The 21731-nt window shown below is 70.2% G+C and carries 25 protein-coding genes; 7 read left to right on the forward strand and 18 right to left on the reverse strand.

Annotation, left to right across the window (positions count from 1 at the left end; all coding sequences use genetic code 11):
- Nucleotides 1–137: 137 nt before the first annotated feature.
- Nucleotides 138–1178, reverse strand: coding sequence for a rod shape-determining protein (locus tag BXU09_RS13090; protein ID WP_055363749.1), 1041 nt, complete (start codon nucleotides 1176–1178; stop codon nucleotides 138–140).
- Between the two features lie 79 nt (nucleotides 1179–1257).
- Nucleotides 1258–1506 carry a hypothetical protein gene (locus tag BXU09_RS13095; RefSeq protein WP_240501353.1) on the reverse strand — a complete coding sequence of 83 codons (249 nt, stop codon included), beginning with the start codon at nucleotides 1504–1506 and terminating at the stop codon, nucleotides 1258–1260.
- Nucleotides 1507–1686: 180 nt separating this feature from the next.
- On the opposite strand from BXU09_RS13095, the gene BXU09_RS13100 reads away from it, so the two are divergent.
- From BXU09_RS13100 to BXU09_RS13115, 4 genes are all read left to right on the forward strand, one after another.
- Nucleotides 1687–1932 carry a hypothetical protein gene (locus tag BXU09_RS13100; protein WP_078303802.1) on the forward strand — a complete coding sequence of 82 codons (246 nt, stop codon included), beginning with the start codon at nucleotides 1687–1689 and terminating at the stop codon, nucleotides 1930–1932.
- A gap of 67 nt (nucleotides 1933–1999) precedes the next feature.
- Nucleotides 2000–3175: an acyl-CoA dehydrogenase gene (locus BXU09_RS13105; RefSeq protein WP_078303805.1), complete on the forward strand. Its 1176-nt coding sequence runs from the start codon at nucleotides 2000–2002 to the stop codon at nucleotides 3173–3175.
- A gap of 84 nt (nucleotides 3176–3259) precedes the next feature.
- Nucleotides 3260–4273, forward strand: a complete 1014-nt coding sequence (locus BXU09_RS13110; RefSeq protein WP_078303809.1) for a potassium channel family protein — start codon at nucleotides 3260–3262, stop codon at nucleotides 4271–4273.
- A gap of 56 nt (nucleotides 4274–4329) precedes the next feature.
- Entirely contained in the window at nucleotides 4330–4776 is a 447-nt protein-coding gene (locus tag BXU09_RS13115; protein ID WP_078303811.1) for a DUF4174 domain-containing protein, read from the forward strand.
- Here BXU09_RS13115 and BXU09_RS13120 read toward each other — a convergent pair.
- The 4 genes from BXU09_RS13120 to BXU09_RS13135 form a co-directional block, all read right to left on the reverse strand.
- Complete coding sequence (locus BXU09_RS13120; RefSeq protein ID WP_168174593.1) at nucleotides 4773–5306, reverse strand: GNAT family N-acetyltransferase; 534 nt, start codon at nucleotides 5304–5306, stop codon at nucleotides 4773–4775. The genes BXU09_RS13115 and BXU09_RS13120 overlap by 4 nt on opposite strands.
- 91 nt (nucleotides 5307–5397) lie before the next feature.
- Nucleotides 5398–7092 (reverse strand): dihydroxy-acid dehydratase, encoded by a 1695-nt coding sequence (gene ilvD, locus BXU09_RS13125; protein ID WP_078303817.1) that lies wholly within the window; start codon nucleotides 7090–7092, stop codon nucleotides 5398–5400.
- A 68-nt stretch (nucleotides 7093–7160) separates the two neighbouring features.
- Nucleotides 7161–7967, reverse strand: a complete 807-nt coding sequence (locus tag BXU09_RS13130) for an intradiol ring-cleavage dioxygenase (protein WP_078303820.1) — start codon at nucleotides 7965–7967, stop codon at nucleotides 7161–7163.
- A 164-nt stretch (nucleotides 7968–8131) separates the two neighbouring features.
- Nucleotides 8132–9169, reverse strand: coding sequence for a peptidylprolyl isomerase (locus BXU09_RS13135; protein WP_168174594.1), 1038 nt, complete (start codon nucleotides 9167–9169; stop codon nucleotides 8132–8134).
- Between the two features lie 107 nt (nucleotides 9170–9276).
- On the opposite strand from BXU09_RS13135, the gene BXU09_RS13140 reads away from it, so the two are divergent.
- Nucleotides 9277–10341 (forward strand): peptidoglycan bridge formation glycyltransferase FemA/FemB family protein, encoded by a 1065-nt coding sequence (locus tag BXU09_RS13140; RefSeq protein WP_078303826.1) that lies wholly within the window; start codon nucleotides 9277–9279, stop codon nucleotides 10339–10341.
- 27 nt (nucleotides 10342–10368) lie between these two features.
- Here BXU09_RS13140 and BXU09_RS13145 read toward each other — a convergent pair whose 3' ends face one another.
- The 8 genes from BXU09_RS13145 to ftsE all read right to left on the reverse strand — a co-directional run bounded on the left by BXU09_RS13145 (nucleotide 10369) and on the right by ftsE (nucleotide 16474).
- A complete protein-coding gene (locus BXU09_RS13145; protein WP_078303829.1) occupies nucleotides 10369–10980 on the reverse strand; it encodes an LON peptidase substrate-binding domain-containing protein in 612 nt (203 codons plus the stop codon).
- A gap of 71 nt (nucleotides 10981–11051) precedes the next feature.
- Nucleotides 11052–11933 carry a tRNA (guanosine(37)-N1)-methyltransferase TrmD gene (gene trmD, locus BXU09_RS13150; RefSeq protein ID WP_078303832.1) on the reverse strand — a complete coding sequence of 294 codons (882 nt, stop codon included), beginning with the start codon at nucleotides 11931–11933 and terminating at the stop codon, nucleotides 11052–11054.
- Complete coding sequence (gene rimM, locus BXU09_RS13155; RefSeq protein WP_078303836.1) at nucleotides 11930–12496, reverse strand: ribosome maturation factor RimM; 567 nt, start codon at nucleotides 12494–12496, stop codon at nucleotides 11930–11932. The genes trmD and rimM overlap by 4 nt, the downstream gene beginning before the upstream one ends.
- Nucleotides 12493–12732: a KH domain-containing protein gene (locus BXU09_RS13160; protein ID WP_078305021.1), complete on the reverse strand. Its 240-nt coding sequence runs from the start codon at nucleotides 12730–12732 to the stop codon at nucleotides 12493–12495. The genes rimM and BXU09_RS13160 overlap by 4 nt, the downstream gene beginning before the upstream one ends.
- 159 nt (nucleotides 12733–12891) lie before the next feature.
- A complete protein-coding gene (gene rpsP / locus BXU09_RS13165) occupies nucleotides 12892–13140 on the reverse strand; it encodes a 30S ribosomal protein S16 (protein WP_055362339.1) in 249 nt (82 codons plus the stop codon).
- A 148-nt stretch (nucleotides 13141–13288) separates the two neighbouring features.
- The gene (locus BXU09_RS13170; protein WP_078303839.1) at nucleotides 13289–14776 is read right to left on the reverse strand and encodes a M23 family metallopeptidase; all 1488 of its coding nucleotides are present in this window, start codon (nucleotides 14774–14776) and stop codon (nucleotides 13289–13291) included.
- Between the two features lie 154 nt (nucleotides 14777–14930).
- Nucleotides 14931–15794 (reverse strand): ABC transporter permease, encoded by an 864-nt coding sequence (locus BXU09_RS13175; RefSeq protein WP_240501238.1) that lies wholly within the window; start codon nucleotides 15792–15794, stop codon nucleotides 14931–14933.
- Complete coding sequence (gene ftsE / locus BXU09_RS13180) at nucleotides 15791–16474, reverse strand: cell division ATP-binding protein FtsE (RefSeq protein ID WP_099748032.1); 684 nt, start codon at nucleotides 16472–16474, stop codon at nucleotides 15791–15793. Before ftsE ends, BXU09_RS13175 begins: the two co-directional genes overlap by 4 nt.
- Nucleotides 16475–16666: 192 nt before the next feature.
- On the opposite strand from ftsE, the gene BXU09_RS13185 reads away from it, so the two are divergent.
- The gene (locus tag BXU09_RS13185) at nucleotides 16667–17989 is read left to right on the forward strand and encodes a S41 family peptidase (RefSeq protein WP_078303850.1); all 1323 of its coding nucleotides are present in this window, start codon (nucleotides 16667–16669) and stop codon (nucleotides 17987–17989) included.
- Nucleotides 17990–18236: 247 nt separating this feature from the next.
- Complete coding sequence (locus BXU09_RS13190) at nucleotides 18237–19457, forward strand: transposase (RefSeq protein WP_144011945.1); 1221 nt, start codon at nucleotides 18237–18239, stop codon at nucleotides 19455–19457.
- Between the two features lie 85 nt (nucleotides 19458–19542).
- Here the strand turns inward: BXU09_RS13190 and BXU09_RS13195 are convergent, their stop codons facing one another.
- From BXU09_RS13195 to ybeY, 4 genes are all read right to left on the reverse strand, one after another.
- Nucleotides 19543–20181, reverse strand: a complete 639-nt coding sequence (locus BXU09_RS13195; protein WP_078305023.1) for a hypothetical protein — start codon at nucleotides 20179–20181, stop codon at nucleotides 19543–19545.
- Nucleotides 20178–20741, reverse strand: coding sequence for a GNAT family protein (locus BXU09_RS13200; RefSeq protein WP_240501240.1), 564 nt, complete (start codon nucleotides 20739–20741; stop codon nucleotides 20178–20180). The genes BXU09_RS13195 and BXU09_RS13200 overlap by 4 nt, the downstream gene beginning before the upstream one ends.
- Nucleotides 20742–20836: 95 nt before the next feature.
- The gene (locus BXU09_RS13205; RefSeq protein ID WP_078303854.1) at nucleotides 20837–21217 is read right to left on the reverse strand and encodes a diacylglycerol kinase; all 381 of its coding nucleotides are present in this window, start codon (nucleotides 21215–21217) and stop codon (nucleotides 20837–20839) included.
- 14 nt (nucleotides 21218–21231) lie between these two features.
- Nucleotides 21232–21699 (reverse strand): rRNA maturation RNase YbeY, encoded by a 468-nt coding sequence (gene ybeY / locus BXU09_RS13210; protein WP_055363913.1) that lies wholly within the window; start codon nucleotides 21697–21699, stop codon nucleotides 21232–21234.
- Nucleotides 21700–21731: the final 32 nt, after the last annotated feature.

Here is a 21731-nt window from a genome sequence, read left to right on the forward strand (position 1 = left end):
GGGGCTCTCCTGGGGGCGGGTTCCGGCGGGGCCGGGCGGAACGAAGGCAAGAAAAACGGGAGAGGCTTTACGGGCCGTCTCCCATTCAATCAGCAGCAAAAGCAGGGCAGAGGTGAACGTTCCCGGCGGCCGCAGGGTCAGCGGCGCAGGTAATTGTCGCTGGACACCAGCGAGTCGCCCAGCACCGGAATCATCTCCAGCGCCATGCCGGTGCCGACCGCGACGGCCTCGACGGCATTCTCGGCGACGGCCACCGGAATGCCGGTCGTCTGGCGCAGCAGTTCGTCGAAGTTGCGCAGCAGCGACCCGCCGCCCGTCATGACGATGCCCCGGTCGATGATGTCACTCACCAGTTCCGGCGGGGTGATTTCCAGCACGCGCTTGACACCGTCCACGATCTTCGTGACGGGTTCCGAGAGGGCCTCGACCACGTCCGTGGAGTCCAGGCTGATGGTCTTGGGCAGGCCGTTCACGAGGTCACGGCCGCGCACCTCGGCGGTCAGGTTCTCGGCGTCGTCGAGCAGCATGGCCGCCCCGACCTTGACCTTGATCTCCTCGGCGGTGCGCTCACCGATCAGCACGTTGTGCTTGCGGCGCACGTAGCGGATGATGCTCTCGTCGAACTCGTTCCCGGCGATGCGCATGGATTCCGACACCACGATCCCGCCCAGCGAGATCACGGCGACGTCCGTGCTGCCCCCGCCGATGTCCACGACCATCGAACCGATCGGCTCGGCGATCTTCAGTCCGGCCCCGATGGCGGCGGCCAGCGGCTCCTCGATCAGGAAGGCGCGCTTGGCGTTGCTGTTCAGGGCGGCGCGCAGCACGGCGCGTTTTTCCACGTCGCTGACGTTGCTGGGCACGCCCACCATCAGCTGCGGCTTGAAGCCGAACAGACGGCCGGCGTTGCCCTGCACCTTCTGCAGGAACATGGTGATCATCTTCTCGGTCAGGCCCTCGTCGGCGATCACGCCGTCCTTGATGGGCCGCACGGCGACGATCCCGCCGGGCGTCCGGCCGATCATGCGGTAGGCTTCCTCGCCCACAGCCTTCACCTGTTTACTGTCACGGGCCATGGCGATCACGCTGGGTTCCTGGAGTACCAGGCCGCGGCTTTTGCTGTAAATCAGGAACGTCGCCGTTCCAAGGTCAATTCCAATGTCTTCTGACAGCCTCACACTCGCCCTCCGGTCAAAACGTCCCAATCGTAGCACGGTGCATGAGGCGCGCCTAAACCGTTCCTCATGCGCCTCGCGTTCAGGCGCGCGGTTTCACGAAGGCGGCCAGTGCCGCGCACAGGCTGGTCAGGATCATCAGCGACAGCGCCTGCCCCACCCCGCTCAGGCCTTCCAGCCCGAACTGTTCGGCCAGTGCGCTTTCCAGTCCGCCCAGCGAGCGCAGCCACAGCGGCCCAGTCCCGGCCAGCGACGCGAAGGTGCCGAGCGCCAGCAGCGCCAGCAGCAGGGTCAGGCCGAACAGCAGCGTGCTCAGCAGCCAGCCGAGCACCCTCAAGGCTGCCTGCCGCAGAGATCCGGGCGCGGGCATTCGGCTCGCCGGGGAACAGGTGATCGTGACGGGGCGGTCATCCGGCGCATTCTAGTGATGCCCGCGCCGCGCGCCGTGAGGATTTTCACACCCGGCCCCGCCGGGCGGCGCCCAGCCGGGACGGGACGCTATGCTGCGGGCGTGAACCTGCCTGCCCGCGTGCGAGTGACCCGCCCCCCGCTGCCCCTGGCCCCGGCCCTGAAAGCCGCCGCCAGCCGCCTGTGCCCGGACGCCCCGGAAGCGCTGACCGGCGCGGCCCTGGCCATCGCGGGCGGCGGCGTGATCGGCGCGCACCTGCGCTGGGACGGTGGCGAGGCCGCGAACGTCGAGACCGGCTGGCGCGGGCGCGGGATCGAGGAAGCGCTGGCGCAGGCCGTCTCCGGCTGACCAGGACGCCCGGAGACGGCCTGAAACGCGGGACGCGCGCCTAACAACCGTTTGGTAACCTGGGGGTATGACCACCACCGCCGCCGCGGACACCGGCATGAGCTTCGGCCTGACCGACGAACAACGCATGATCGTGCAGCACGTCCGCGAGTACGCCCGCGCCGAGATCGCCCCGCACGCCGCCGCCTTCGACCGCAGCGGCGAGTACCCGCGCGCGCAACTGCGCGGCCTGGCCGAACTGGGCCTGATGGGCGCCACCGTCCCCGAACAGTGGGGCGGCGCGGGCCTCGACTCGGTCACGTACGCCCTGTGTCTCGAGGAGATCGCCGCCGCCGACGCCAGCGTCGCCGTGATCGTCAGCGTGCAGAACGGCCTGCCCGAACAGATGATCCTGCGCTACGGCACCGACACGCAGAAAGAGACCTACCTGCGTCCCCTCGCCACCGGCGAACACATCGGCGCGTTCTGCCTGACCGAGGCGCACGCCGGCAGCGACGCCGCCAGCCTCTCCCTGAAAGCCACCCGCGACGGCGACCACTGGATCCTGAACGGCACCAAGGCCTGGATCACCAGCGGCGGACAGGCCGACACGTACCTCGTCATGGCCCGCACCGGGGCAGGCGGCGCGCGCGGCGTCAGCTGCTTCATCGTGCCCGCCAGCACGCCGGGCCTGAGCTGCGGCCGCCCCGAGGAGAAACTCGGCCTGCACGCCAGCCACACCACCACCGTCACCCTCGAGGACGCCCGCATTCCTCACGCCAACATGGTGGGCGAGGAAGGCCAGGGCCTGATCATCGCGCTGGCCAGCCTGGACGCCGGACGCATCGGGATCGCCATGCAGGCCCTCGGGATCGCCCGCGCCGCCATGGAACACGCCGCCCGCTACGCCAGCGAACGCGAGCAGTTCGGAAAGAAACTCCGCGAATTCGAGGGCGTGTCCTTCAAGATCGCCCGCATGGCCGCCCGCACCGAGAGCGCCCGACTCGTCGCCCTGAAAGCCGCGTGGCTCAAGGACCAGGGCCAGCCGTACGGCAAGGAAGCCAGCATCGCCAAACTCCTGGCCAGCGAGGCCGCCGTGGACGTCACCCGCGACGCCATCCAGATCTTCGGCGGCAACGGCTACAGCCGCGAGTACCCGGTCGAACGCCTGTACCGCGACGCCAAGGTCACGGAAATCTACGAGGGCACCAGCGAGATCCAGCAACTCGTGATCAGCCGCGCCGTCTTCAACGAACTGACCTGACGCCCGCCCCGGCCGCAACCCTTCAGGGAGCCGCAAGGCCCGCCCGCCCACCCGCCCCACCCCGCCCCACCACAATGCAGGGTGATGCTCCGGCAACTCCTGTGGATTCCCGGCACCCTGATGGTGCTCGCCGTGATGATCGACCTGATCGTCACGTGCCTCCAGTCCGGTGAGGGGCGCCTGGGCCGCGCCGTCCACCGCCCCCTGTACGCCGCGCTGACCGCCGCCGCGCGCCTGACCGGCCGCCGCCCCCTGCTGTCCTGGACCGCGCCCCTGCTGATCCTGGGCAGCCTGACCACCTGGACGGTCCTGTGCTGGCTGGGCTGGACCCTGATCTTCTGGTCGCAGCCCGGCAGCCTCCTGGGCTCCGAGAGCGGCCAGCCCGCCACTTTCGCCGGCACGCTGTACTTCGTCGGGTACACCATCAGCACCCTGGGCCTGGGCGAGATTACCGCTCCCCAACCCCTGTGGCGACTGCTGACCGCCGTGGCATCCATCAACGGATTCTTCCTGCTGACCTTCGCCATCACCTTCATCGTGCCGATCGCGCAGGCCAGAGGCGACCGCCGCCGCCTCGCACTGCACCTGCACCGCGCCGGGCCCGGCGCACAGGCCCTGATCCTGAACGCCCACACCGACCACGACCGCGGCCTGCTGAGCCTCACCAGCGACCTGCACACCATGCTCAACGACGTGGACGCCGCCCACCTGAACTCCCCGTACCTGCACCGCTTCCACGACCACGACCCGCAGGACGCCCTGGACCTGCACCTGCCCGCCCTGGGCGAGGCGCTGCTGATCCTGCAGGGCAGCCTGACCGGCCCCTGCCCCCACGGCCTGGGCCGCACCCTGGACAGCATTGACTCCCTGACCCGGACCTTCGAACGCACCCACGGGCAGCGGCCCGCACCCGTCCCGCCCCCACCCGACCTGACCCGCCTGCGCGAGGCTGGCCTGATCCTGAAACCCGACGCCGACCTGCACGCCCACCTGCACGCCCACGCCGACCTGCGCCGCCGCCTGCACGCCATGGCACACGCCGGACAGTGGCGCTGGGATCAGGTGGCCGAACTGCCGCCCGCCCCCGACGCTGCGTGAAGGGCGACGCGCCCCACCCGTCACCCGCCCTCATGCCCGGTGACCAGACTGGACACATGCCGCTCCTGACCGCGATGTTGACCGCTGCCACCCTCGGCCCCCCGGCCCTCGCGGCGCCCTTCACGCTGACCGGCACGGGCGGCCGCCCCTGGTCCCTGAGCAGCGCCCTGGGCCGCGAACGCCTGCTGATCGTCCGTAACCCCAGCGCCGCGTACCTGAACACCGTCCGCGCGCAGGACACGGCACTCCAGGTGCGTGACCTGCGCGTCGTGGCCCTGCTGCCCCCGGACGACGCCCGCCTGAACGGCCCCCGCACCCTGATGCTCACGCTGCTCGCCGACCCGGGCGGACGCATCGGCGCGCAGTACGGCCCCGCCACGCTGATCGGCAAGGATAGCGGCGTCAAGGCCCGCTACCCCGCCCCGCCCGCTCTGAACACCGTGGGCGCCCTGATCGACACCATGCCCATGCGCCAGCAGGAACGCCAGCAGCGCGGCCGCTAGGACACCACGAGCGTCAGCACCAGCACCCGGTCGTCCGGGCCTCCCGCCTCGCCGGTCACCGTGAAGCCCGCCCGCGCTGCCAGCCGCAGCGACGCCGCGTTCCCCGGACTGATGAGACAGAACGTCTCCTGGCCCGGCACGTTCGCGTCCCGCCAGCCCAGGGCCGCCGCGACCGCCTCCGAAGCGTAGCCCCGCCCGTGCGCCCACGGCAGCGTCACCCAGCCCGCCTCCGGAAGGGCGTCCAGTTCAGGCCGATCTGCCAGCAGATCCCGCTTGAAACGCCCCAGCCCCACCTCACCCACGAACCGCCCGGACGCGCGCTCCTCGGCGACCCAGTACCCGAAGCCCAGCAGCGCCCAGTGACCCGGATGCCGCAGGAGCCGCGTCCACACGTCCTGCCGCGCCAGGGGCCACCCGCTGGTGTAGCGCGTGACGACCGGGTCCTGCCACAGTTCCACGCAGGCGTCCAGATCGTCCATGCGGTGCGGGCGCAGCAGCAGGCGCGGGGTGGTCAGGATGGGGGCGTGCATGCCGTCACCGTACCGCACGGCCCTACAGCACAGGGGCCGCCCACCCGGAGGTGCAGCGGCCCTGTCGCCCATGCGTGGCAATCGGCTGTGGTCAGTCCGTGTACGCGCCCACCGACGCGCTGCTGACCAGCTTGGCGTACTTGGCGAGCACGCCGCGCTTGTAGCGGGGTTCGGGTTGCACCCAGGCGGCGCGGCGGCGGGCGAGTTCGGCGTCGTCCACATGCAGGGTGAGTTTCAGGGTTTCGGCGTCCAGTTCGATGGTGTCGCCCTCATGCACCAGGGCGATGGTGCCGCCCACGAACGCCTCGGGCGCGACGTGACCGACGACCAGGCCGAAGGTGCCGCCACTGAAGCGACCGTCGGTGATCAGGCCCACGGAGTCGCCCAGGCCCTTGCCGATGATGGCGCTGGTGGGGGAGAGCATCTCGCGCATGCCGGGGCCGCCCCTGGGGCCTTCGTAGCGGATGACGAGTACGTCGCCGGCGCGGATGCGGTCGCCCATGATCGCCTCCATGCATTCCTCTTCGCTGTCGAACACGCGGGCGGGGCCGGTGATCTTGATGCTTTTCAGGCCGCTGATCTTGGCCACGGAACCTTCCTCGGCGAGGTTGCCGCGCAGGATGGCGAGGTGCCCTTCGGTGTACAGCGGGTCGCTGAAGGCGCGGATGACGTCCTGCCCCTCGCTGGGCGCGTCGGGTTCGTCCGCGAGGTTCTCGGCGACGGTCTTGCCGGTCACGGTCAGGCAGTCGCCGTGCAGCAGGCCTTCTTTCAGCAGCATCTTCATGACACGGGGAATGCCGCCGACGACGTGCAGGTCAGTGGCCACGTACTTCCCGCTGGGTTTCAGGTCGCAGAAGACCGGGGTGCGTTCGCGGATGCGTTCGAAGTCCGCCAGGGTCAGGTCGATGTCGCAGGCGTGCGCGATGGCCATCAGGTGCAGGACGGCGTTGGTGCTGCCGCCGACGGCCATGATGACCGTGATGGCGTTCTCGAAGGCCTCTTTCGTCAGGATGTCCAGCGGGCGGATGTCCTGCTCGATGAGGTTCAGCAGGGCGCGGGCGCTGTCGGCGCTCGACACGGCTTTCTCGGCGTCCACGGCGCTCATGGTGCTGGAGAAGGGCAGGCTCATGCCCATGGCCTCGAAGGCGCTGCTCATGGTGTTCGCGGTGTACATGCCGCCGCACGAGCCGTTGCCGGGGCAGGCGCGTTTCTCGATCTCGGTGAAGTCCTCACGGCTGATCTTGCCCGCACCGAACGCCCCGACCGCCTCGAACACGCTGACGATGGTCAGGTCCTTGCCGTCGTAGTGGCCGGGTTTGATGGTGCCGCCGTACACGAAGATCGCGGGGATGTTCAGTCGGGCGATGCCGATCATGGCGCCCGGCATGTTCTTGTCGCAGCCGCCCACGACGATCACGCCGTCGTGGCTCTGCCCGCGCGACACGGTCTCGATGGAGTCGGCGATCACCTCGCGGCTCACGAGGCTGCACTTCATGCCCTCGGTGCCCATGCTGATGCCGTCACTGACGGTGATGGTGCCGTAGATCTGCGGCATGCCGCCGCCCTCGCGGATGGCGCCCGTGATGTGGTCGGCCAGTTCGCCCAGCCCGTTGTTGCAGGGCGTGATGTTGCTCTGCGCGTGCGCCACCCCGATGATGGGTTTCTCGAAGTCGCCGTCCTCGAAGCCCACGGCGCGCAGCATGGCGCGGTTCGGGGCGCGCTCGTCGCCCTGCGTGATGTGGTGGCTGTTCCAGTTCAGTTTCCGCTTCTGCGCCGTGTCGGTCATGCCTCACCCTACGCCCGGCCGCGCCCGCCTGCGCGCAGAGGCACAGACAGGCGGCGTCGCGGCGGCGCTCAGCCGATGTTCAGGCCGATGTCGAACGTCGCCGTGTACCCCTTTACAGGGTCACCCTTGACGCTCAGGAGCAGCTGGCTGCCGCCGTTGCGGTAGATGCCGTCCTGCGCGTTGGGCGTGTCGGCCTTCGTGCCGTGCGCGCTGTACGGCGCGCGGGCGAACACGGCGCTGTTCACGCTTTCCGGGAAGAACAGCTGCGAAGTGAACTCGCCCGTCGCCTTCCCGCTGGCATTCAGGGGCCGCAGCTTGAAGTGGATGTGTACGGCCCGGCCGCGGTACCAGCCGGGGTAGATGGTCGTGAATTTCGCGCGGCCCTGCGCGTCCGTGACCTGCGAGCCGCGCAGGAAGTCCCCGGTGTTGCCCTGCACGTCCGAGTACACGCCCTGCGCGTCGCAGTGCCACACGTCGATCAGCACCTGCCCGCGCGGGGTGCAGCCGCCCACCGCGACCCGACTGACCTCGAAATTCAGCGTGAGCGGCACCCCGGCGCTCAGCTTCCCGGTCGTGGTGTCGCGGCGGATGTCGCTGCGGCGCGGTTCGCTCTCCACGAAGTACGGCCCCTCGGTCATGGCGGGCCGGACCACGCAGCCGGGCAGGCCACTGGCGGCGCTCGCCTGTCCCGCCCCGCCGCTGCGCTGTGCGAGGACGCCGCCCGCGCCCAGGGCGGTGGCCCCGGCTCCCAGGCCCAGCAACCTCAGGGCGTGGCGGCGGCTCAGGAGCGTGCCGATCATCTCGTCGTCGTTGTCCTCGTCGGGGGCGTGGGTGGGGGCGGTGGTCGGGTTCGGGCGGTGCGGGTCGTTCGGCATGGATCCTCCGGTGTGGGGCGCGCCGTCTGGCGAACCTGTGCTCCTATCGTGCCCCGCCCCGGTTAAAGCAGGGTTGGGCCGCCCCACAGGCAAGGAGAGCGCAGGAGGGGTGGCTGCCAGCAGAAAGCGGCCCCCAGATGGCGGGGGCCGCTCCGACAGGGCGTTTACTGACTGGCGGGCGCGACGGTCACGGCGGCCGGGAAGGCCTCGGTGCCCAGGCGGGCGATCTGCGCGTCCAGGTACTTCTGCGCGGCGTCCTTGCCCAGCTGGTCGCGGATCAGGGGCGCGGCGTCCGCCAGGGGCAGCGTGCCCGCCTCGGTGCGCCTGGTGACGGTCAGGACGTGCCAGCCGAACTGCGACTGCACGGTCTGCACGGCGTTCACGGGGCCCTTGAAGCTGGCCGTGTCGAAGGTCTCGACCATCTCGCCGGGGCCGAAGCAACCCAGGTCGCCGCCCTGCGCGGCGCTGCCCGGATCCTGGCTCTTCTCGGCGGCGATCTTCGCGAAGTCCGCGCCGCCCGCCAGGTCCCGCGTGATGGCCTGCGCGTCGGCCTGGGCCGGCACCAGGATGTGCTTCACGCAGGCCTGCGCGTCCTGCGCGAAGTCCGCGCGGTGCAGGTTGTAGTACCCGGCAACCAGCGCGTCCCCGAACGTGAAGCGCTTCTGGATGCCCTGCAGGTACGCGCCCACGACGCTCTGGCGTTCCAGTTCGCGGCGCAGGTCGGCGGCGTCCGCGTACCCGGTGGCGTTCAGCGCCTCGGCGAAGTCCGCGTCGGATTCGAAGTCGCTGCGGGCGTCCACGATCTGCTGATCGAGTGCGGCGGCGTCGGGTTTGTTGTTCACGCGGGCCAGCTGGTACACCGCGCGGTCCCGCAGGAACTGCTTGAGGAACTCGGGGCGGGCGGCAGCGAACTCGCTGAGGTACGCGTCCTCGAAGGGCACGCCCTGGGCGTTCACGACCCGCGCGGCTGCCAGCCGGAAGGCCCGGTCGAAGTCGCCCAGCGTCAGGGTTTCCTTGCCGACCCGGCCGACCGGCGTGGCCGGATCGGCCGCCGGCGTGGCCACTGCGGGCGTCGCCGTCGCCGGGGCAGTGGTCGCCGGGGCCGTCGTGGCGGGGGCGGTGGTGGCGGGCGCGGTCTGTGCGCCGGCGGTCTGGAAGGCGACGCCGCTCAGCAGCGCTGCGGTCAGGAGCAGTTGTTTCACGATCCGTACTGTAGCGTCCCGCGCGGCGCACTCCATGACAGTCTCCTGTGACCGCCCCCGCCTGAGACGCCCCGGTGGACGCCCCCCCGCCTGCTACAATCCCCCCCGTGCGCCTGAGCCTAGTAGAAACCACCGATCCGCGCGTGTACGACGACGCCGTGCGGAACCTCCCCATCACCAGCGCCCTGCAGGGCTGGGGGTACGGCGAGGCGCGGCGAACGCTGGGGCAGACCCCCCTACGCTACCTGATCACGCAGGACGGCCGCACCGTGGGCGCCGTGCAGCTGCTGCGTAAACGCCTCGTGCCGGGCTTCAGTACCCTATACGCGCCGCGCGGCCCGGCCCTGGAAAGCCTGGACCTGCTACCCGCCTTCGCGGAGGCCGTGCGGCGCGTGGCTCGGCCCACCGACGCCCTGCTGAAGGTCGAGCCGCCCGTTCCGTTCCTGGCCGACGACAGCGTGATCCTGCCCGAGTCGTACGGCCCGCTGCGCCGCGCCGACCCGGAACAGCCGGAACACACCATCGTCGCGGACCTCACCCGCAGCGAACAGGACATGATGGCGGGCCTGTCCAGCATGGCCCGCCGGAACATCCGCACCGCCGAGAAACTCGGGGTGGTCGCGGGCCGCGACGACGACTTCGAGGCGTTCTGGGAGATCTTCACCGCCACGAACGAACGCGCCAGACTGGGCGCCTTCCCCCGCGAGTACTACGAGACCATGCTGCGTGAGGGCAACGCGCACGGCGGCGAGGCGTACATCGTGCTGTCCCGCTACCAGGGCCGCGCGCTGGCCGGCGGGTTCTTCCTGGCAATGGGTAAGGGCACCTACTACCTGTTCGGCGGCAGCGTCCGGGACGACCGCGTGGACGACCAGGGCAACCCCCTGAAAGACGCCAAGGCCCCCGACGCCTTCTACTGGAACGCCATGCTGGACGCCAAACGCCACGGCTACGAACTGTTCGACTTCTGGGGCATTCCGCGCGTGCTGGACGAAAGCAAGCACTCGTACGGGGTGTTCAAGATGAAACTCAAGTTCAGCGAGCAGCGCGTCTGGTACCCCGCCTACGACCTGAACCTGAACCCGGCCGCCCCGGCCATCGTGCGGGCGCTACGCTGGCGCAAGACGCAGAACAACCTCCGCAAACGCGGCAGCGCCGACGACGTGCTGTAACGGCGGCCACCACGCCGCCGCCTGGGATCAGTTCAGGATGCGGGCTTCACCCGGCACGAGGCCCAGCAGCCGCTCCAGCCGCTCCAGCAGGGTCGGGGCGCGCAGGGCGTCCTCGCGCTGCTCCGGGCTGGCCGGCAGCAGCGTGGCCGCGAAACTCGCCATCAGCAGCGGGTCGGTGGGGGCCGCCTCGCGCAGCTCGTCGGCGTTGCCGGGCCGCAGGCGCAGCAGGGCCGTGAGCAGCTGCGCCGCCGCGCCGCGCGCCGCCTCGTCCGCCACCCCTTCTCCCAGCAGATCGGGTTCCAGCGGCCACACGGTCACGTCGGCCGACAGGTAAGGCCGGTCCAGGTGAAAGTCGTCCACCCGGAACCGGTCCCCGCCGACGACCAGCACCGTGCTGGTGCCGTCCTCGTGTGGGCTGGCCTGCCGCAGGTGCGCCAGCGTGCCCACCCGCGACACCCGCTCGTGAAAGGGACGGTCGGAGGTTTCGGAAGTCTCCACGATCCGCACGATTCCGAAAGGTTGCCCGCTGGCCTGGACGTCGGCCAGCAGTTCACGGTAACGGGGTTCGAAAACGTACAGGGGAAGGACCACGCCCGGGAACAGCACCAGTTGAGGCAGCGGAAACAGTGGAACGCGCATACCCGGTCATGGTGCGCCCATCCGCGCGCCGCAACTTGAGCCAACCCCACAGTGGGGGGGCGCGGCGGTGGTCAGGAACCGGGCGAGGGGTCCGGGTCGGCCGGGCGGGGCCGTTTCCGGCGTTTCGGGCGGGGCGGTGGGGGCGCGCCCCACTCCTGCAACTGCTCCGGCGTGGCGCCCAGTTCGCCCAGGGTCACGGTGTCGGCGGGGGTCAGCGGGGCACCGACCAGCAGGTCCGGACGGCGGGCCAGCGTGCGCGCCAGCGCCTGCCCGCGCCGCCACGCCGCCACCGCGCCGTGATTCCCGCCGCGCAGCACGTCCGGGACGCTCTGACCACGCCACTCCGGGGGACGGGTGTACTCGGGGTAGTCCAGCAGCCCCGAACTGAAACTGTCCGCCTGATGAGACTCGGGGTCGCCCAGCACGCCCGGCACCAGCCGCGCCACGGCCTCCAGCACGCACGCGGCGGCCGCCTCGCCGCCCATCATCACGAAATCCCCGATGCTCAGTTCCCGCGTGACCAGCCCCTCGGTGCGGGCATCGAAGCCCTCGTAGCGGCCGCACAGGAACACCAGATGCCGGCGCTCCGCGAGTTCCTCCGCGACCGCCTGCGTGAACGGCTGCCCGGCCGGACTGAACAGGATCACCTCGTCCGCCGCAGGGAGGCTCGCCAGGGCCCGCTCGGCGACGTCCACGCGGATGACCATCCCGGCCCCACCCCCATAGGGCGTGTCGTCCACCTTGTGATGCCGGTTCCCGGCGAAGTCCCGCATGTTCACCAGCCGCACGTCCAGCAGGCCGCGCTCGCGGGCCTTCCCGACAATCGCCTCGGCGGCGAACGGCGCGAGCAGTTCCGGGAACAGCGTCAGGAACGAGAAGGTCAGGCCCGCCGCGTCCGGCGTCCCGGTGTCGGCCTCAGCGGTGGCGTCCGGCAGGGGGTGGGCGTCCGTCATTCGGCGCGGCCCGCCCCGTCCGTGTCGTCCGCCTCGTCCGCATCCAGCAGGCCCGCCGGGGCGTCGGCCGTCAGCGCCAGCGACGCGGGCCGGCGCTTCCCGTTCAGGTTCACGGTCACGTACGGTGCCTGCAGCGGCACGAAGGCGTCGCCCGCCGCGTGACGCACCACCAGCAGGTCCTGATGCCCGGCGTCCACGACGTCCACGACCTCGCCCAGCACCTCGCCGGCCGGGCCGCTCAGGGTCAGGCCGCGCAGCTCGTGGTAGTAGTACACGCCGTCCTCGGGTTCCGGCAGGTCGGCGTCGGCGGCGTACACGTTCAGGCCGCGCAGGTCCTCGGCCCCCTCGCGGGTCACGACGCCCGCCAGGTGCAGCGCCACGCCCGGCGCGAGCATCTCGGCGCGGCGCACCTTCAGCCAGCCGCGTTTCTCGACGTACACGCGCTCCAGCGCCGCGAACTGCGTCTGGTCACCCAGCACGAACACCTTCACGCCGCCCTTCACGCCGTGCGGCCCCAGGAAGTACCCCAGGCGCGTCCGGTCTGTGGAAGCTCCGCCGGTCACGCTTTGCGGGGGGCGTCCAGGTCGACGTTCAGACGGTCACGGGGGTCGCTCGCGGCGCGCACCAGCGTGCGGATCGCCTGAATCACGCGGCCCTGCCGGCCGATCAGCCGGCCTTCCTCGCCCGCACCGACCCGCACGACCACGGTCGGCCCCCGGCGGGACACGCGCACCAGCGACGGCTGATCCACCACGCTCTGGGCCAGGAACAGGGTCAGGTCTACAGGATCGGTCTTCATGCCGGGCATTCTAGAGCATTCCCGGCCCCGCAGGCCGGTGCGCTGCGTCCACACCGCACAATCCGGTGCCTGCCGCGGGTGATCGCTGGGTGAGTGCCGGGGGCCGGGCGCGGCATGAAAAAAGGCCCCACGAGGGGGCCTGTCAGGGGGTGGGGACGCTCAGGCGACCTTGACGCCCTGGCTCTTGAGCAGGCGGCGGGCCGTCTGCGTGGGCTGGGCACCCTGGGCGATCCAGTAGGCCGCGCGCTCGGCGTTGACCTTCAGGTACGTCTCGGTGGTCTTGCGGGGATCGTAGTGGCCGAGGTTCTCGATGTAGCCACCGTCACGGGGACGGCGGGCATCGGTCACGACGATACGGTAGTGGGGGTTGTGGGTAGCACCGAAACGGGACAGGCGAATCTTGACCATGATGGAAACCTCGGGTTGTTCAGGTGATTGAGGGTACAGCTCCCGTTAGGATCACGGGGTTCATGCGCCCGTCAGCAGCCAACCGGGGTGCGCACCGAACAAGAGTACCAGCCGCGCTCCCATCCGGCAAGGGGTCCGCGCCCCCTGATCAGAAGCCGGGCGAGACCGGCACGCCGCCCCGGCGCAGCTGGAAGGCCATGCTGTCCGGCCCGATGATCGAACTGCCGCCCACCGTGCCGACCGGCGTGCCGCGCGCCACGCGGTTCCCGACGCTGACCAGCGGGTCACGCAGCCCGAAGTACGCCGTGACGCTCGCCCCGTGATCCACCAGCACCACCCAGCCCAGCGACGCGTAGTACGTGACGGCCAGCACGTTCCCCTCGAGCGCCGCGACGGCCTGCGACCCGCCGCTCAGGACCACCCACGGCGACCCGCCCGTCCCGTACGGCGACTGCACCCGCCCGCCCGGCAGCGGGAAGCCCAGCGGTCCACTCAGGTCCGGCAGGGGCAGCAACTGCTGCTCGACCCGCACCTGCGCCTGCTGCACCTGCTCGCTGCGCTGCTGCAGGGCGGCCTGTTCGCGCTGCACCTGCGCCTCCCGCTGCGCCTGGGCGGCCTGCTGCGCGGCCCGCTGCCGGGCGGCCTGCGCGTCGGCGGCGCGTTGCTGCGCCACCCGCGCCTGCTCGGCGCGCAGGCGGGCCAGCCGCAGCGCCTCCTGCCGGGCGCGTTCCTGCGCCTCGCGGATCCGGCGGGCCTCCTCCGCGCGGCGGCGGCGTTCCTCCTCCAGTCGGCGTTGCCGCTCGGCTTCCAGGCGGCTGCGTTCCGCGACGACCTGACCCACCAGCGTATCGACCGTGCGCGCCGCGAGGGCCTGCTCGGCCTGCCGCTGCGTCGCCAGGGTCCGCTTCCCGGCCTCGCTGGAACGCAGCTGCGCCAGCAGGCGGTTCTGCTCGGCCCGCTGCGCCGTCAGGGACTTCAGGGTCGCCGTGCGCTGCGCCTGCAGGGTCCGCAGGTCACGCGCCTGACGGGTCTGCTGCTCGCGCTGTTCGGCCAGCACCTTGACCTCGCCCGCCAGGGACTCGATCACGCGGGTGTTGTACTCGCCCGCCATGTTCGCGTACCGCAGCCGGATCAGCAGGTCCGACAGACTGCTCGACTGCGACAGCAGCTGCAGGTACCGGCCGCTGCGGTCCCGGTACTGGAGCAGCAGCACCTCGCGCACGTCGCTCTGCAGGCGCTCCACGCGGGTCTGCGTGACCTTCAGCTGCGCGGTCGTGTCGGCCAGCGCCCGCTCGGCCAGCGCCACGCGCGCCGTGACGACCGCGACCTCGTTCTCCAGCCGCGAGGCGTTCGCCGCCAGCGCGTCCAGCCGCGACAGCGTGGCCTTCTGCTGCGCGCTGAGATTCTGGATGCTGCGCCGCAGGGCCTCCAGTTCCTTCGCCTTGGCGGCGCTCAGCTGCCGCTGCTGCTGCAACTCTCGCTGTAACTGCTCGAGCCGCTCGCTGGTACTCAGGTCCGGCGCGTCACCGGTCGGCGCCGACCCCTGCGCCTGCGCGGTCCAGTCGGTACCGCCCGGCAGCGCGGTCAGCAGCGCGGCGCACAGCAGCAGCGCCGCCCGCCCCCGGCCCGCACTCATACGGACTCCGATTGAAGGGGCCGCAAAGACCCTTCAATCCGAGCGGATGCGACTCGTAGAGCTGCTCCGCAGAGTAGGAGAGAAACGGGTTCCGGACGTGGAGCTGACCATCCGGTGAAGTTCCGGATGGTCAGCGAAACAAACGGAATCCGTATCATTCCAGCTCCAGCAGGTACCGGCGCGTGGCGAACAGGCTGCCCAGCAGCCCGATCAGCACGCCCAGCAGCGCCACCCCACCCAGCAGGGGCACCAGCGTCCCGGCGTCCTGCACCACCGGGAACACCGGGGCCAGCTGCTGCACGCGCCGCGCCAGCCCCAGGTACGACGGCACCAGGATCGCCAGCGACAGGGTCGCCGCCAGCACACCCACCAGCAGACCCTCGATCACGTGCGGCATGCGGATGAAGCCGCGCGTCGCGCCCAGCAGCCGCATCACGCTGATCTCGTCCCGGCGGGCGTACATCGCCACGCGCACCGCGTTCAGGATGTTGAACAGTGTCCCCAGCAGCAGCAGTCCCACCAGCGCGTACCCGGCGCCGCGCACGGCCATCAAGGTCTTCACGGTCGGGTCCACGTACCCCGCGCCGTACTCGACGTCATCCACGCCGGGCAGGGCCGACACGGCCGCCGCGACCGTCCGGGAGTCCTGCACCCGGCTGACCCGCAGCCGCAGCGTGTCCGGGAAGGGATTGCCCACCAGCGCCGCCGCGTCCCGCGTGTACGGCGAGTCCTGCGTCATCTCGGTCAGCACCTGCTCGCTGGTTACCAGCGTCGCCTGCGTCACCTGCGGGAGCGCCCGCACCTGCGCCAGCAGCGCCTCGTCCTGCGCGTCGGCGCCCAGGAACGCCGCGACCTCCACCTGCGATTCCAGCTGCGACAGCGTGCGGTTCACGTTCAGGGTCAGCAGCAGCACGAACCCCAGCATCAGCAGCGTCAGGGTCATGGTCATCAGGGTCGCCAGGGTCGCCGTGACGTTCCCGCGCATCGCCAGCAGCGCCTGCCGGAAGTGGTAGTTCACAGCGCGTACCCGCCGTACGGATCGTCCCGCACCAGCTTGCCCTTGCGCAGCGTCAGGGTGCGGTGCCGGAAGGTCTCGACCAGATCGCGGGCGTGCGTGGCGACCACCACGGTCGTGCCGCGCAGGTTCACGTTCTGCAGCACCTTCAGCACCTCGCGGCTGTTGTCCGGGTCGAGGTTCCCGGTCGGTTCGTCCGCCAGCAGTAGCGGCGGATCACCCACGATGGCCCGCGCGATCGCCACGCGCTGCTGCTCGCCCTGCGACAGTTGCAGCGGCAGCGCGTACTTCTTGTGCTCCAGCCCCACCGTCCGCAGGGCCGTCGTCACGCGCGGCGCCCACTCGCGCTGCGGCACGCCCGTCACCCGCAGCGTGAACGCCACGTTATCGAAGGCGTTCAGGTGCGCCAGCAGCAGGTTGTCCTGAAACACCGTGCCCATGCGGCGGCGCAGCAGCGCCGTGCGGCGCCCCCGGTAGCGTGCCAGCGGCTCGCCCGCCACGCGCACCTCGCCCCGGCTGGGCAGCGCCCGCTTGAGCACCAGACTCATGAAACTGCTCTTTCCGGCCCCGGAATGCCCGACCAGATACACGAATTCCCCCTTACCGATCTGCAGGGACACGTCATCCAGCGCCAGCGTCCGGGTCACGGGGTACTCCAGTGAGACGTTCTTGAAATCGATCACGCGGACCACCCGTTCAGGGAGGACAGCGACGGAAGGAAAGGACCTGTCATGCTCGCGGCACAGCATAGCCCACCCCCGCCCCCGCACCATGAAGACTCGCGCAACGGCCGCGCCCCACACCCCCTGCCCCGGCCTGCGGCAGACCGGATGAAATCCTCAACTGCACTTCACCTGCCGGCACTATCCTGAGGCGTGAACGCAAAACGCCTGACCACCGTCGGGGTTGCCCTGTCCGCCACCGCCGCTGTCGCCTACGCGCAGCTCGGCGGGTACACCCAGGCGAACCTCAGCAGCACTGCCACCGGAAAATCCTTCCTGCAGGTCATCAACGACCTGAACCGCCTGTACCTGTACCCGGTCGATCAGGAGAAACTGCTGCGCGGCGCCATCACCGGCGCCCTGGGCAGCCTGGACGACGAATTCACGTACTACAGCCAGCCCGAGGACAACGCCATCGACGCCGAGAACCTCAGCGGCGAGTTCTACGGCATCGGCGTGCAACTCGTCGCCGCGAACCCCGACGGCACCGGCGGCAAGATCGACAACGTCTTCCGGACCGGCGCGGCCAGCACCGCCGGCGTGCAGATCGGCGACGTGTTCGTCAAGATCGACGACAAGGACGTCACCAGCGCCAAACTGAACGAGATCGTTCGTCTCGTGCGCGGCAAGCAGGGCACCACCGTGAACGTCACCTTCGCCCGCGACGGCAAACCCTACACCGTCAAGATGGAACGCCAGCCGGTCGCCATCGTCAGCGTCGAACAGACCGTCCTGCCCGGCAACATCGGCTACATCGCCCTGAACACCTTCTACAACGAGAAGGCCAGCGAACAGTTCGCGGCGGCCGTCGCGGACATGAAAAAGAAGGACGTGTCCTCGCTGATCCTCGACCTGCGAGACAACGGCGGTGGCCTGCTGAACGCCGGGCGCGACGTGGCCGACCAGTTCATCCAGAGCGGCCCCATCGTCAGCCTCCGCGACCGCAGCAAACGCACCCAGGTCTTCGGCGGGAACGCCACTAACCGCGCCACCGACTACACCGGCAAGCTGATCGTCCTGGTCAACAAGAACAGCGCCAGCGCCAGCGAAGTCGTCTCCGGCGCCCTGCAGGACACCGGCCGCGCCACCGTCGTCGGCGAGCAGACCTTCGGCAAGGGCGTCGCGCAGATCCCCACCACCCTCCCCGACGGAGGCAAGGCCGCCATCGTCAACAGCGAGTGGCTGACCCCCAAGGGCCGCGAAATTCACAAGAAGGGCATCACGCCCGACGTGGTCGTCAAGGACACCCGCTACACCACGCCCCCCAACCTGAGCGGCAGCGGCGTCACGCCCGGCGCGAAGATCACCCTGACCATCGAGGGTCAACCCGTGACCGTCACCGCCGACAAGGACGGCAAATTCAGCTACACCGGCGAGATCAAACGCCCCAGCCGCAGCGCCGCGCAGGGCGAGGCCGTCGTGGACCTCCAGACCGACGCCATCCTGAAAAAAGCCGTCGACCTGCTCAGCAAGTAATACGGACTCCGATTGAATGGGCTGCAAAGCCCGTTCAATCCGAGCGGATGCGACTCGTAGAGCTGCTCCGCAGAGTAAGAGAGAGACGGGTTCCGGACGTGGAGCCGGCAATCCGGTGAAGTTCCGGATTGTTGGCGAAACAAACGGGATCCGTATAAGCAATGGTGCGGACACTTTCAAAAGGTGCAAGGAAGAGGTCTCCTGTACGGTGAAGTTGAAACGACACCACCGAAAGGAGACCTGACCCATGTTACCCCTGCTGCTGCTCTTCCTCGGACTCCCAGCCCACCAGACCCGCTTCTTCGCTCACCTCATTCCCCTCTGGCAAGCCATTCCAGGCCGGGTCAACGCCAGGAACTTCAGCCGCTACAGCGAGTGGGACGAGCGCACCTTCCGCCGATGGATGCACAAGACGCTGCCCTGGGATGAACTCCACTGGGGACTGGTGCGACTCCTGATTCGCTGGGGGGTCCTCGGTTCACGGTTCATCCTGGCCATCGACGCCAGTTTCATCCCCAAGTCAGGCAAGAAGACCGAAGGGCTCGGGGCGTTCTGGAACGGCTCGCAGAGCCGTTCCGACACCGGACTGGAGTTGTCCTGCCTGGCCCTGATCAGCCTCACCGGCCAGCATGCCTTCCCGCTGGACATCCGTCAGACCCGGCCCAAACAGGACCGGGCAGATCGCCTCGAACAGTATCTGGAGCAACTGAAAGACGTCTTCACCCAGCGACGCGCTTGGCTGTCCGGCCATCTGCGCGCGGTCGTGGCTGACGGCCAGTACGCCAAGAAGATGTTCATGGACGCCGTCCATGCCGAGAAGATCGCTTTCGTCACCAAGCTCCAGTCGAATGCCAACCTGCTCTACCCGTTCACTGGCGCGCATCCCACACGCCGGGGTGCCCGGCGGAAGTGGGGTGGCAAGGTCGATTTCAAAGATTGGAGCGGGTGGCAGAGCGTTCCGGGTGACGCTCAGGAGCGGGTGTGGACGCGGGTGGTGTGGGCCCCTCACTTCGGCCGCTTTCTGCGGGTGGTGGTGATCGAGCGTCTTGATCGGAAGGGTCAGGTGAAGGCCCATGTGGTGCTGTGCAGCACGGACACGACCATGCCGGCACAGGAGATCCGGGCGCTGTACAGCGCCCGGTTCCAGCTGGAGTTCGTCTTCCGTGATGCCAAGCAGTTCGCGGGGCTGACGACCTGCCAGCTCCGGTCGACGACGGGGCTGGAGAATCACTGGAACGCCGCGTGTTTTGCGCTTTCGTTGGGTCGTGCGGAGTACCTACTGGAGCGGTCTGCCCGTACGGGCAGACCGGCTGATGTGGTGCCGTTTTCGTACGAGGACGTGAAGCGGCGCGCGTTTAACCGGCTGTTCGCCTCGCGAATTCTGGCCAATCTGGGTCTTTCACGGCGATTCGTTGAATTGGAGGAACATCCGTCCAGGCCGCTGGATCTCGGCGTCAAAGCTGCTTGAACCTGTCCGCACCATTGATAAGCTTCACCTCAGGCGGGCCGCCCCTGAACGACGGGGGCGGCCCCCCTGTTCCTGCCCGCCCGGATCAGTCCCAGTCCCAGTCGCGCCAGTCGCTGGCTTTCGCGCGTGCGGTGCCGGGGGCGGGCGGCGTGGCCTTCGTGCTGTCCTGGCTGCCGCCCGGCGCCGGGTACCAGTCGTACGCGGAGGCCAGCGCGAGGTCCAGCCGCCCGCGCAGCAGTCCCTGCAGGTGGCTGCGTTCGCGCTCCGTGACCCGCCCGACCTCCCGGACGATGCGGTCCAGTTCGGCGTCCAGGGCAGGCAGGTACGGTTCGCGCGCCTTGCGGACCGCGCCGCGCCGCAGCGGTTCCGGGTGAATGACCGGGTGGTAGGACCCGGCCGCGGTCTCCAGCAGCAGGGCGCGGCGGGCCTGCCGGGTCTCGCGGGCCTGGGCGGCGCGGTCGCGGGCGTCGGCGGCGCGGGCCTGGGCGGCCAGGAAGTCGTCGCGGCGCTCCACGTCCAGCACGCGTTCCTCGGCGTACAGTTTCACGGGCGGCAGGCGTCGGCGGCCCATCTTCAGGCCGTTCGGGCGGGTGCGGTCATGCTCGCCCAGGAAACGGGTGATCAGGGCGGGCGTCCAGCCCCGCTCCTTGAGGTCCTGGGTGGCCAGGAAGCCCGGCGGGTTGGATGGAGCCGCTTCCCGGCCCTCTCGGGCGGCGGGACTCATGGCAGTGGCGTCCACTCGCGGCGCAGCAGGTCCAGTTTCACGCTGTCGAAGCGCTCGCCGCGCACCAGTCGCGCTTCCCGGACCCGGCCGGCCTCGCGGAAACCCAGGCGGTGGGCGGCGCGGATCATGCGCTCGTTGCCACTCCAGGTGCTGAAGGTCAGGACGTGCGCGTCGGTCTCGTTCAGGGTCGCCCCCACCCACAGGGCCAGGGCGCGGCTGCCGACCCCCCGCCCCCAGTGTTGCGGGTCGAAGATGATCACGCCCAGGTCCCACACGTCACTGGCGTCCTCGGCGCGGTTGAGCATGCCGATGCACGCGCCGCCCAGGTCCACCACGCGTTCGTTCGGGGTGGTGGGAGCCGTTTCCAGGTGGCGGACGTACGCCTCCAGCGAGGCGGTCGTGTCGGCGGGGTTCAGGTACGGGGCGTCCCACTGACGCCACTGCGCCGTGGGATCCGTGAACCAGCGGCGCAGGGCCGTCAGGTCGCGGGGACGGCGGCCCCGCAGGGTCACGGTCGCCGCGTCCGCCGCGCCGGTGGGGGAGGGTCGGGGATGGGTCACGCCGGGTATCCTGCCACGATCTGCGCCGTTCACACCGTCAGCCGGTGGACGATGTGCGCCGCGATGTGTTCGTTGTCATGACGTGCCGGGCGGGTTCAGCTCAGGCCCAGGCGGGCCAGCAGGGGCGGCAGCAGCACGCTCAGGCCCACGATCAGCGCGCCGGCACTGCCGAGTAGCACGGCCGCCGCCGCCGCGTCCTTCGCCACGCCGGCCAGCGCGTGCCACTCGGGGCTCACGAGATCCACCACGGCTTCCAGCGCGGTGTTCAGCAGTTCCAGGCTCAGGACCAGCGCGCAGGCCAGCGCAACCGGAGCCAGCGGCGCGCGCAGCCACACGCACAGGCCCAGCGCGACCAGGGCCGCCCAGCACTCGATCCGGAAGTTCGCCTGCGTGCCGTACGCGTGCCGGACGCCCGCCCACGCGAAGCGCGCCGAACGCCACCAGCGCCGCGCGTTCCACGCCGACCCGCCGCGCACCGGCCCGCTCCCCCTCAGCTTCCGGCCGGGAGGGCCGCCTGCGCCGCCGCCCACGCCGCGTGGAACACGTCCCACTCGGCGCCCTGCGCGCCCTCCTCGAAGCCCAGGCCGTCCGCGTGCGGGTGGTCGTTCCCGACCAGGTGGGTCAGGCCGTGACTGGCGAGCAGCGCGACCTCGCGGGTCAGGGAGTGGCCGCGAGCGTCGGCCTGCCGCTGCGCGGTATCCAGGCTGATCACGATGTCCCCCAGGTGCGGCGGCACGAACGGGTCGCCCGGCTCCCAGGTGGGGAAACTCAGGACGTCCGTCACGGCGTCCTCGCCCCAGTGTTCGCGCTTCAGGGCGCGGATGGTGCGGTCACCCACCAGCACGACCGTCACCTCGCGGTCCGGCACCTCGAAATGCGCCATGACGGCCTCCAGACTGGCGCGCAGCGCGGGCCGCAGACCGGCAGGGGGGGTTTTACGGACGATCAGGTCAATCACTTGATAGAGGATAGTGGATGGCGGATGGAGAA

Origin of the sequence: Deinococcus sp. LM3 (genome assembly GCF_002017875.1) — a bacterium.
In the GTDB taxonomy this organism is placed as follows: domain Bacteria; phylum Deinococcota; class Deinococci; order Deinococcales; family Deinococcaceae; genus Deinococcus.